The sequence below is a fragment of the Roseofilum sp. SBFL genome (assembly GCF_017746885.1).
In the GTDB taxonomy this organism is placed as follows: domain Bacteria; phylum Cyanobacteriota; class Cyanobacteriia; order Cyanobacteriales; family Desertifilaceae; genus Roseofilum.
Genome location: NZ_JAGHZH010000070.1, coordinates 18617 through 29679, shown reverse-complemented (window position 1 = coordinate 29679; position 11063 = coordinate 18617). Strand labels below are relative to the sequence as shown.

At 44.7% G+C, this 11063-nt stretch carries 10 protein-coding genes; 7 read left to right on the top strand and 3 right to left on the bottom strand.

The window, feature by feature from the left end; all coding sequences use genetic code 11:
• Positions 1-167 precede the first annotated feature (167 nt).
• A complete protein-coding gene (locus tag J7545_RS08315; RefSeq protein ID WP_318701473.1) occupies positions 168-1043 on the top strand; it encodes a Uma2 family endonuclease in 876 nt (291 codons plus the stop codon).
• 215 nt (positions 1044-1258) lie between these two features.
• Here J7545_RS08315 and J7545_RS08310 read toward each other — a convergent pair whose 3' ends face one another.
• Positions 1259-3049: a HAMP domain-containing sensor histidine kinase gene (locus J7545_RS08310; RefSeq protein ID WP_318701474.1), complete on the bottom strand. Its 1791-nt coding sequence runs from the start codon at positions 3047-3049 to the stop codon at positions 1259-1261.
• Positions 3050-3327: 278 nt separating this feature from the next.
• On the opposite strand from J7545_RS08310, the gene J7545_RS08305 reads away from it, so the two are divergent.
• From J7545_RS08305 to kaiC, 3 genes are all read left to right on the top strand, one after another.
• A complete protein-coding gene (locus tag J7545_RS08305) occupies positions 3328-4242 on the top strand; it encodes a circadian clock protein KaiA (protein WP_318701476.1) in 915 nt (304 codons plus the stop codon).
• A 63-nt stretch (positions 4243-4305) separates the two neighbouring features.
• On the top strand, positions 4306-4620 hold the full coding sequence (kaiB, locus tag J7545_RS08300; RefSeq protein WP_318701478.1) for a circadian clock protein KaiB: 315 nt from the start codon (positions 4306-4308) through the stop codon (positions 4618-4620).
• Positions 4621-4703: 83 nt separating this feature from the next.
• Positions 4704-6278, top strand: coding sequence for a circadian clock protein KaiC (kaiC, locus tag J7545_RS08295; protein ID WP_271941668.1), 1575 nt, complete (start codon positions 4704-4706; stop codon positions 6276-6278).
• Positions 6279-6319: 41 nt separating this feature from the next.
• Here the strand turns inward: kaiC and J7545_RS08290 are convergent, their stop codons facing one another.
• Positions 6320-6835, bottom strand: a complete 516-nt coding sequence (locus J7545_RS08290) for a hypothetical protein (protein WP_318701479.1) — start codon at positions 6833-6835, stop codon at positions 6320-6322.
• A 210-nt stretch (positions 6836-7045) separates the two neighbouring features.
• The gene (locus tag J7545_RS08285) at positions 7046-8641 is read right to left on the bottom strand and encodes a CHAT domain-containing protein (RefSeq protein ID WP_318719429.1); all 1596 of its coding nucleotides are present in this window, start codon (positions 8639-8641) and stop codon (positions 7046-7048) included.
• A gap of 196 nt (positions 8642-8837) precedes the next feature.
• Here J7545_RS08285 and lpxD point away from each other — a divergent pair, with 196 nt between their 5' ends.
• The 3 genes from lpxD (at position 8838) to J7545_RS08270 (ending at position 11013) form a co-directional block, all read left to right on the top strand.
• Positions 8838-9878: a UDP-3-O-(3-hydroxymyristoyl)glucosamine N-acyltransferase gene (gene lpxD, locus J7545_RS08280; RefSeq protein WP_318719428.1), complete on the top strand. Its 1041-nt coding sequence runs from the start codon at positions 8838-8840 to the stop codon at positions 9876-9878.
• Between the two features lie 85 nt (positions 9879-9963).
• On the top strand, positions 9964-10557 hold the full coding sequence (locus J7545_RS08275) for a hypothetical protein (protein WP_318719427.1): 594 nt from the start codon (positions 9964-9966) through the stop codon (positions 10555-10557).
• A gap of 36 nt (positions 10558-10593) precedes the next feature.
• Positions 10594-11013: a four helix bundle protein gene (locus tag J7545_RS08270; RefSeq protein WP_318719426.1), complete on the top strand. Its 420-nt coding sequence runs from the start codon at positions 10594-10596 to the stop codon at positions 11011-11013.
• The last annotated feature ends 50 nt before the right edge of the window (positions 11014-11063 follow it).

Sequence of the window (11063 nt, the reverse complement as noted above, 5' to 3'; positions counted from 1 at the left end):
TCCAGCGATTTTTTGGGCAAGTAACCCTCTAACCTGATGCTATAGTTATGCGATCGCGACCATTGAGTTGAGGTTTTCAGCAAAATACTACCGAAAAAGGTCGCTATAGCCACCTTTGAGCTACCTTGTCACCCCTTGAGGTTAAGGATACATTTGAGTAATGGGTAATGGGTAATAGGCCATCAATCTTCCCTATCCACCGCGTCACCGTGTCCCCCATTCCCCCACTCCCCCACAAAAGGCTGTATGCTATCCTCAAAACAGGAGTGCGAACTCAATTGAGTACTCAGGTAGAAACGATGGTACAAGAACTGCTTTCTCAATCGCAAGTTGAAGCTCGACTCTACCCAGAAAGTGATGGCTTCCCGATGGCGGATAATACGATTCAATTTCGTTTAATTACAACCCTTGTCGGAGGATTGTCGGCTCTGTTTCAAGAGCGAGAAGATGTGTTTGTGGCGGGTGATTTGTTGTGGTATCCCAAAAAAGCGGGAACGTTAACGGTAGCCGAAGAAAATTTACCGTTTAGCCAAGCACCGGATATCATGGTGGTTTTGGGAGTGGAGAAAAAAGATAGAGGCTCCTATAGACAATGGGAAGAAGGAAATATTGTGCCTCAAGTGGCGTTTGAGATAATCTCACCGAGTAATAGTAAAGGCGAAATGGACGATAAGTTTCAGTTCTACGACTATTATGGCGTGGAAGAATATTATGTCTACAATCCAAAAAAGAATCAACTGCAAGGATGGTTGAGAAGTGGGGGGAGATTAACAGAAATTGCTCAAATGGAGGGTTGGAGAAGTCCGCTATTACAGGTGAGTTTTAGTACAAGCGAGCAAACATTGCAGTTATTCACTCCGAGTGGGGAGGCGTTCGGAACTTATGAGGATGTCGTGCAAGAGCGCGATCGCCAACAACAAAGAGCAGACGGTGCTGAATTAGAGCGCGATCGCGCCACAGAGCGAGCTGAAAGTGCCGAATCGGACTTACAACAGCTACGGGAGAAACTGCGACAGTTAAATATCGATCCTGATTCTTTGTAGTTTCACTCTGGGCGATCAATTAAAAATTATTACCGTAGTGCCTTGACCGCTCTAAAATGATGCTTTAGAAAAAGATGGGGGAGAGGGGGAAAAAGGTTGAGGATGGGGAAGAAATTACCCATACCCTACACCTATCGATAATGCACTATTTTATCCTGGTCAAGGCACTACAGCTATAGCTCGGCTCAGGGAACGCCCCCATCCTCTCCATCTCCCTATCCCTGACTTGCAGCTATCTTGATCACTTGTAACAACGTAGAAACAGCCAATTCAGAATCAGGAGAAACCAAACAAGGGAATACCAACAATCCCGGAATTTGATTTGCCATTTGAGTCGTTTCCTGACTGAGGGCAATCAGGGGTAAATAACATAATGATTCTGATTGACGCAGAGCATTTAAATACCCCCAAACATCCTCTAAACCGGCATCATTGAAGACTAAAACATGGGGTTTCCAAACTCTGGCTAAGATTTCAGCTTGATCTAAATCTTCCGCTTCCAAGAGACGACAATCTTTACCCCTCAAGGCGTGGCATCCCCGTACCCATTCTTGATAGGTTCCCTTTTGCGGTGTGCCGGGAGATAGGCATAACAGGGTTAATTTTTGCGGGAAAGAGGACTCGATTTCAGTTTCTGAGGGTTGATCGAGCAATTCTGAGGGTAGGAGAAGAGTCAATTCTGCACCTTCGTTGGGTTTGAAGGAACACATCAGATCGCCCCCATGGAGTTGGGCAAGTTGGCTGACAATGACTAATCCTAATTCCCAAGTGGAGGAAGAGGGGGAGGCCTTCGGTTGACCAGAAGAAGGTATCCAAGGGGTAAGATTGATGGGGGTGGTTAAGTGAGGATTGGTTAAGCGAAAGCTAATCCAAAATCCCCCTTGAGATCCAATCTCAAGTTCGAGAGCTATGGGGAGAGGCTGGGGAGAGCGATCGTGCAACCCATCGCCGATCGCCCATACGTTATACGATAATAGTCGATTGAGCATTTGCCGCACCCAAAATTCATCAGCCATCACATCAGTAAGATCGGGATCTGGGCTGAGGTTGAGGTAGAGCGGTTCAACCCGATCTTGCACCAGCTCTTGAAAGCTAGCCAAGATGCGATCGCATAATTGGGAGAGCTTAACTGGCGATTTCTTTAACACGACTTCTCCTAGCTCGAGCTGTGTCCAAGTCACCACATCATCAGTCATCATCCTCAGTTGTTTGGCTCCTTGATGAATCAAACTTAAATACTGCTGTTGTCGAGGTTCACTGAGGGAGTGATGGGGATGGCATAATAGGTTGGATAAGCCTAAGATTGAGGTAATTGGTGTTTTTAGAGCATGGCTGATATAGGCTAAGATCTGGTCTTTGGCATGGTTTTCCTTGACCAATTGAGTAACGCGAGTCAAGAGAGTTTGAAGTTGCCAGTCGGCTGGAGACTCTGGGGAGAACTGGGAGAGAGCGTCTGTATGGGAGGAGGAAAACAGAGATGAGGGGAGGGTTTGGGAGAAGGGGTGAGTATCCAAGGTGCGATCGCTGAGGAAGATCTCCCGTCCTCCTGCTTCCCTTAGCTCTAGCCCATGAGCCGCTTTCCGATCTAAGGAATATTGAAGCAAGCGTTGGTTATCGAGCAATCCCACAAATTCCCGTTCCTGATTGATGAGAGCATAATGGCAGGCGATCGCAGGATTAAACTGTTGGAGTTGCTCCTGAAGTGCGCCGATCTCGAGATCGCTAGCAAAACAGGCGATCGATTCTAATATCGGTTCTCCAATTTGGTATAATTGAGGGTTGATTTTGAGTAAAGAGGGAGTATGAATCCCTTGGGAGTCTTGATGCAGCCAATAAGGTAACCACCGGGAAAACTGGATACAGGCGATCGGGAATTGGGCAGGATCGATAACCACAAGCAGCTCTCGATCGGTTAAACTCCATTCCATTAAAGCCCTTTCGAGCAGAGTGGTTTGTGGACAGACAACCACTGGAGACGTAAAAGCTTGGAGCAAAGGAGGGTTCATGAATGTTAGGTAACCACAATGTCAGCAACACCTGGTGGCTTCAGCCTGAAATCAGTAAGCGATCGCTCACCTAATTCTGGATCGTTAACCAGAATTTCAGGGAGGTAGCCCTAAGCAGACCGGAAAACTTCCCAGAAACATAACAATTTATTTACAATTAAGTCTAGAATGTTTACATTGATATCAAGACTTGTAAAAAACAAATTTACTCAATTATTGACGCAACGCTTTTTTCTATAGGCGAAGCCGATACCTGTAGTTTCTTTTAACACTTTGGCGTGCCCTCTAAACTGTCTATCTGTATCTGTGTCCGATCCCCGTCCCTTGGCGATGCTTTAGAGCAATGCCTAGAAGACACTCGCCATGTTCACACTCGCTTATTTTCTGAAAGTGAGTTAATCGAATATGTCGATCAGCACAGACAGCAAATTGACTGTTTGGTGGTAGAACAGACCCCTGAGATATCGGAACTCTTAGGTAAACTGCGGCAACAAAAAACCTATCTACCTCTAGTGGCGATCGGGGAATCTATGGCACAAAGACTACCTCTAGAAATCCACGCAAAGAATCAAGAAGAAGCGGATAGTTTAGATGTTCCCGATCTAATAGGGATAAGGCGATTATACCATGATGCCGTTCTAGAAGTCACGGCCGAGCAACTGCAAGAAGTTCCCTCGGTTATCAATCGGGCGATCGCCAAATTTCTGGAACTATCAACCACCCAAAAATCGACCAGCGCACAACCGGGAAACGAGATCGATGCGATCGCCATTCAACATTCCCTAAAACGTCAACAGCGACGTTTAGCTGAGAAACTTAAAGAACGACTAGGATATCTCGGTGTGTATTACAAACGAGACCCCAAAAACTTTTTCCGTCGTTTATCTTATGAAAAACAACAAGACTTACTCAATTGCTTAAAAAAAGACTATGAGGATATAATACTGAACTACTTCTCCGATGATGAAGGAACTAACTCCAAAATCGACGAGTTTGTAAACATCGCTTTTTTTGCCGATATTTCTGTGTCTCAAATTGTTGAAATTCACATGGAACTAATGGAAGAATTTTCCAAACAATTACAGCTAGAAGGACGGAGTGAAGAGATTTTACTTGACTATCGTTTAACCCTCATTGATACTATTGCCCATTTGTGTGAAATGTATCGCCGCTCAATTCCTCGCGAATCCTAAATTCTTGTTAATTCATAGTCCTGAATGACAACACTATCTAAAACCCTTTGACACAGAACAACCATGAGTCCCCTAAAAAAAACCTACATTCTCAAACTCTATGTTGCTGGAAATACCCCCAACTCAGTACGCGCTCTAAAAACACTGAACGACATTCTCGAACAAGAATTTCAAGGGGTTTATGCCCTCAAAGTGATTGATGTTCTTAAAAACCCACAACTTGCCGAAGAAGACAAAATTCTCGCCACGCCCACCCTTGCCAAAATACTCCCCCCTCCTGTCCGTAAAATCATTGGAGATCTCTCAGATCGCGAAAAAGTGTTGATTGGACTCGATTTATTATATGATGAACTGCGCGATGATGAAGGTCTAGGATAAATCTGGGATAAAACAGCAATGACCAAGACCATTTGTTTTTTTCATCATCTCTTTTATTATTCTAATTTAGAGCTATATCACCTATGAGTACATTTGATCAAATTAGCGAACCCGAAAAGACTCCCCATAAAAAACTTACTGGAATCACCAAAATCAGAACTCTAATTGAAGGTTTTGATGACATCAGTCATGGAGGACTACCCCAAGGTCGCAGCACCCTAGTCAGTGGGACATCAGGGACAGGTAAAACCATGCTGACAATCCAATTTCTCTACAATGGAATTACCTATTTTAATGAACCCGGTATTTTTGTCACCTTTGAAGAATCGCCTACAGATATTATTCAAAACTCCGCCAGTTTTGGTTGGGACTTACAGCAACTCATAGATGATGGCAAACTCTTTATATTAGATGCATCTCCTGACCCAGAAGGTCAAGATATTGTTGGCAACTTTGACCTTTCTGCCCTGATAGAACGGCTTCAATACGCCATTCGTAAATACAAAGCCAAGCGCGTCTCCATTGACTCCGTAACTGCTGTATTTCAACAATATGATGCCGCTTCTGTGGTGCGCCGAGAAATTTTTCGCCTCGTCGCCAGACTCAAACAACTCGGTGTCACCACCGTCATGACAACAGAACGGGAAGAAGAATATGGGCCAGTTGCTCGTTTTGGGGTAGAAGAATTTGTCTCCGATAATGTAGTTATTGTTCGCAACGCCTTAGAAGGAGAACGACGACGACGAACCGTAGAAATCCTCAAACTTCGAGGAACAACACACATGAAAGGAGAATATCCCTTTACCATTACCGATAATGGAATTAATATCTTTCCGCTCGGTGCGATGCGACTTACTCAACGCTCTTCTAATGCTAGGGTTTCTTCCGGAGTTAGCACTTTAGATGAAATGTGTGGTGGCGGATTTTTCAAAGATTCGATTATTTTAGCCACTGGAGCAACGGGAACCGGTAAAACTCTATTGGTTAGTAAATTTCTAGAAAATGCCTGTAAGAATTCAGAACGAGCCATTTTATTTGCCTATGAAGAATCGAGGGCCCAGCTTTTCCGGAATGCGAACTCTTGGGGAATTGATTTTGAAGAATTAGAAAATCAAGGGTTGCTGAAAATTCTGTGTGCCTATCCAGAGTCAGCAGGATTAGAAGATCATTTGCAATTGATTAAATCTAAAATTACAGAATTCAAACCGTCTCGGATTGCTATTGATTCCCTGTCTGCCTTAGCACGAGGGGTGAGTAATAATGCTTTTCGTCAATTTGTGATCGGGGTGACGGGATATGCAAAACAGGAAGAAATCACCGGTTTCTTTACTAATACAACGGATCAGTTTATGGGGTCTCATTCGATTACTGAATCTCATATTTCTACGATTACGGATACGATTTTAATGCTGCAATATGTGGAAATTCGTGGGGAAATGTCGCGAGCGATCAATGTCTTCAAGATGCGCGGATCGTGGCATGATAAAGGTATTCGAGAATATGCGATTACAGAACATGGTGCAGAAATTAAGGATTCTTTCCGGAACTATGAAGGAATTATTAGTGGTTCACCAAGTCGAATTTCTGTGAATGAAAAAAGTGAACTTTCTCGAATTATGCGCGGGGTTCAGAATAAGGAAGAAGAAGATATGTTATAGCGCGATGCTGTAGGGAATAGGAAATAGGGAGGCTGTCAAATTTATTCTAGAGAGAGTTGGGCAAAATGTTCCAACAACAGACGATGGATAAAAATGTAGCCTCCACCCACTTTTTGTAAGAAAATGAGACTGCTCGCATAATAGAGAAAGCGGGCATAATTCCAAGGAATTTTTCCAGAACCATAGAGAATAACTCGCAGGGTAAAGTGTTGTAGACAGGCGATGCTACTAGGGGAAAATAAACCGATTAATAAACCGGCGATCGTGCCAAACAAGGTTGGGTGTCCTACAATTTTCGCTAGGACGATTAAGGTACAGATTCCTAGGATTGCAAATAAGGAGGCGTTTCGAGCGCTTAACCAGATGCCTTGATTGGGTACAGTGTGGGTATTGATGTCTCCTCCAGTTAAGCCCCTGAGCAAAATAAACATCACGCCTAAATTTAATCCAGATAGCCAAAAAATCAATAGCTCCTTAACTGCCATATTTAAGCCATAAATGACATTAAAGATTAAGGCAACACTTAAAGCATAAAATCCACCCGCAATTAATCCCACTCGCAATCCTGGAATTAGATTAATCCACCTGAGTTCGGGATAAGGGGAGAAGGAACAATGATGATTGGTTGGGCTTGAGTGCGAGATCTCTTTGGGGGACTAGTCCCCCAAACCCCCTACTGGGGAACGAGAGCGTTCCCCAGACCCCTCGCGTAAGGAGTGGTTGCTCGGAGCGCACACTCGATTGACTCGATCTGATGCCAGTAACGTTCAATGGGTCGCTCCCTCGTATAGGAGCGCACTCTTATTTTGGCTGATTTCTTTCGGGATTTGATACTTGGTATAGAGTTCCTGAATTAACCAATCTAAAATGGATTGTTGTTCGCCTAACCAAGAGGATAAGTTAAACACAACTGGGATGGGGAGATGGCGATCTTGATTGGCTCGATGAATGAATTCCCGTGCTAATTCTAAAAGGGTGGTGGTTTTTCCAGAACCGGGTTCGCCTAAAATGAGGAGCGATCGCCCCATACCCAAAGCCTCAAATTTTTCCATTGCCGAACTGTGAGTCACAGGAAACTGTTGCATTTGCTCGGTGTTTTCCCAAACTAAGCCCCAAGGATGGGCGATCGCATCATAGCGCTCTTCAATCCCCAACTCTAGTAACACCTGTCCATGGAGCGAAGCCTCCAAAACCCCTTTCACCCAATATAGATTCACCTTATTGAGTAAAATTTGACGATTGCGAAGTTCTAAGCGACTTAAATTGGATTGAGGGGTTAACTGAACTTCTGTTTTTTTCCATACTAAGGGCAAGTAGGCGGGATTCTGGAAAATAACGGGTAACCAAGTGGCACAAGGAAATCGATCTTCTAAACCCTGTAATTTTTCCCGTGCCAATCTCACGGACTCATATAACTGGGTTTCTTGAGAGAACTGATATAAGAAATGCTCTAAAAACTCCTGAGCAACGCGATCGGGGACTTGCTCGCGCATGACAATTATTTGCGGCAAATTGAGAGCGGCTAACTGTTGAGCTAAACCTAAGCCATCGCAGGAATTGAAAATGGCTAATTTCAATCCGCGATCGATACTGCGATTTAAGGCATATTTCAACTGGTCTAAATTTAAACGTTCCTGGGGATTGAGTTGAAACTGACCGCCAGATTCACTGGAACTATGACCGGCAAAAAAGAAAACATCCCAAGGTTCGGACCATAGGCGATCGTGCAGTTGGGAAAAACTGGGACGCTCTAGATAAGTAATTTGAGCATTAGGCAGGCGATCTAAACTATGTCGATCGGCAGCTAAGTTTAATCCCCGATCTTCGCCAAATACGGCTAAAATATTCGCTGTTCCCTGGAGGGTGAGTTCTGGTTTTACGCCTTGATAATCGAGTAAACTGAGGGCAATTTCGGCATGGGGATAGCGCTGCCAAAAGTCCCAAACTGTCCAAGGGAGTCTCTGGAGAATCCAGTCTTGAGTTTGGATAATAATGCGTACTGGGGTTTGGCGATCTAGGGTTTCAAGGATGGCTTCGCGTAAATCAAGAATATTAGGTTGGCGTAACCAGTGGTTAAAGTGCGATCGCAACTTCTCCGCTGCTTCTCGACAGTTGTGGTGCGCTTCTGGAATGCCCAAATGGGTAATTGGCATCGTCGGAATCCGAATCCGAGTATCCAAACCTGCCAACCGATGATAGGCTGACACCCACTGCTGATAAAGGAGGGGTAAATCGGGAGCTGCATCTAAACACCGGCTCAACTCAAGCTGTGGGGTTCGTCCTTCCTCACCTAGTTGTAGCGTGACTGGAAACCCTCGATCAAAATCCCCAGAGCCAATTTTGAAAACGATGCGTTTATTCACTCCACTCTATCCTGACTATCGATCTCTCTTAGCTGCGATCGCACGAATGGCACTATTCTATCAAGCCAATCCTCTTTAGCACGTTGAGATAGACAGGAAGGAAAGGTTAAAACCTGGTTTTGCGTTTTGTGGCGAAAACTACTGTAAACTTTGCAAAGATGCAGTTCTCAACCCTCAAAACTTGGTGCTTAGATCTATGAAACTCAGCGAGATTATTGAAAAATTGGGTAAGGTAGCCTCAGAAAATTCCCTACCCGATCTCGATCCAGAGATTACGGGAGTTGCACCTGTAGATCAAGCGACTCCCCAAAGTCTGAGTTTCATTGAGGGTGGGAAGTTTATTCATCAGATTAACACCACTGAGGCGATCGCCTTAATTATCCCGTCTGATTTAATCGAAGCTGCCACAGAGCGCGGAATTGCCTGGATCGCTACCCGGGAGCCGCGTCTCTTATTTGCCCAAGTCATTACCCTCTTTTATCAACCGTTTCATCCCCAACCACAGATTCACCCCACTGCCGCGATCGCTGAAGATGTACAGTTGGGACAAGACATCTATATTGGTCCCCATGTGGTGATTGAATCTGGAGTCAAAATTGGCGATGGGGTTTGTATTCATGGCAATGTGGTGATTTATCCCCAAGCCGAAATCGGCGATCGCACCGTTCTTCATGCCAACTGTACCATCCATGAACGGACTTTGATTGGTCAAAATTGTGTTATTCATAGTGGTGCAGCGATCGGCTCGGAAGGATTTGGCTTTGTTCCCACCCCTAAAGGCTGGTTTAAGATGGAACAGTCTGGACGAACCGTCTTAGAAGACAGAGTGGAAGTGGGATGTAATAGCGCCATTGACCGTCCAGCCGTTGGGGAAACCCGCATTGGTCGCGATACTAAAATTGATAACCTAGTGCAGATTGGACATGGTTCTCAGATTGGTTCAAATTGTGCGATCGCCGGTCAAACTGGCATGGCAGGTGGCACAAAAATAGGGCATAAAGTTCTTCTCGCTGGACAAGTGGGAATTGCCAACAATACGGTTATTGGTGATAACGTGATTGCCTCCGCAAAAGCCGGAGTCCATGGAACCGTTGCCCCTGGCTCCGTCGTTTCTGGAAACCCGGCGGTGAATCATCCTATTTATCTCAAAGCATCGGCCATCTACAAGCGTCTACCGGATTTATACCAGTCTTTGAAGGAGTTACAAAAGCGGCTGAGTCATTTAGAATCCCCCTAAACCAATAGAAAAAGCTCGGGAGATGCTCCAGACGCAGAGATTTCCCATTTCCTATTCCCTATTACCCATTACCGCGCAAAGCGCTATGGACATCAATTCACCCAATTCCCATCCTTTTGAACCAACGAATAAGAGAAAATTAGGCACAGCCGAGATTCATCGTTCCACTGAACTGCCGCCTTTTCCCAAGTATAAACCGACGCGCTTAAGCCGTTATCAAAATCAATATTCTCCCAATTTAGCTATTGATGTACTTCATGATATTGAGGCGATCGCCTGTCAATGGCAAGATCAGTTAGACCAGATCCACGATCAAATTACAGCTCTTTATCATCAGGGGCCAATTATTGAGGGATGGCTCGAATCTACCCCCAACTCAACCCATAGGAATTCTAGCGGAAGTTCTTGCACATCCTATCGACTCTGTAGACTCAATGAAAATGGAGAAGTTTGGAGTCGTCCCTGTCCATCAGAAGAAGTGGCATCCATGAGTTTAGCCATTCACCGCTATCAACAATTACGGCAGTTTCTGAACCAAAAGCATATGTTAGAAGAGCGTCTATCCAAGTTAGCCCAATCTTTAAAGAGTTTGCATCGCCGGGGGATGGGGACACGGGGGGATGGAGACGCGGGGACATGGAGACGCGGGGACACGGGGACGCGGGATTGGATAAAATGAGAAAATTGGGTAAAACAGAAATGAAACCTGTTGATTATGGCAGATATTCGTTCTTTTAAGGAATTGAGAGTATGGCAAAATGCGATGGAGGTGACAATGATCATTTTTGAGCTAACCAAATCTTTTCCCCCAGAAGAACGATTCTCTCTCAGCGATCAAATACGGCGTTCTTCTCGTTCTGTGGCAGCTAATTTAGCTGAGGCTTGGAGAAAAAGAAGATATCCTGCTGCTTTTGTCAGTAAGCTGTCCGATGCTGAAAGTGAAGCCGCAGAAACTCAAACTTGGTGTGAAATTGCTCTTCGATGTGGATACTTAACTCGTTCCCAAGCAGAATCCCTTGATTCAAAGCTGGAAGAAATATTAGGTCAGTTAGTAAAAATGGCTTCACAACGCGAAAAATGGACAATTCAATCTACCCACTCTATTAATCAAAGAAATAATCAAAGAAAGCCCTAAACCTATCTCCATCTATCTCCGAGTCCCCGAGTCCATACGTCCCCACTCCC

Coding starts and splice junctions, on each gene's coding strand:
- kaiC (WP_271941668.1), top strand. CDS start 4,704: ATGAGTACATTTGATCAAATTAGCGAACCCGAAAAGACTCCCCATAAA.
- J7545_RS08270 (WP_318719426.1), top strand. CDS start 10,594: ATGGCAGATATTCGTTCTTTTAAGGAATTGAGAGTATGGCAAAATGCG.
- J7545_RS08275 (WP_318719427.1), top strand. CDS start 9,964: ATGGACATCAATTCACCCAATTCCCATCCTTTTGAACCAACGAATAAG.
- lpxD (WP_318719428.1), top strand. CDS start 8,838: ATGAAACTCAGCGAGATTATTGAAAAATTGGGTAAGGTAGCCTCAGAA.
- kaiB (WP_318701478.1), top strand. CDS start 4,306: ATGAGTCCCCTAAAAAAAACCTACATTCTCAAACTCTATGTTGCTGGA.
- J7545_RS08315 (WP_318701473.1), top strand. CDS start 168: ATGGGTAATAGGCCATCAATCTTCCCTATCCACCGCGTCACCGTGTCC.
- J7545_RS08310 (WP_318701474.1), bottom strand. CDS start 3,049: ATGAACCCTCCTTTGCTCCAAGCTTTTACGTCTCCAGTGGTTGTCTGT.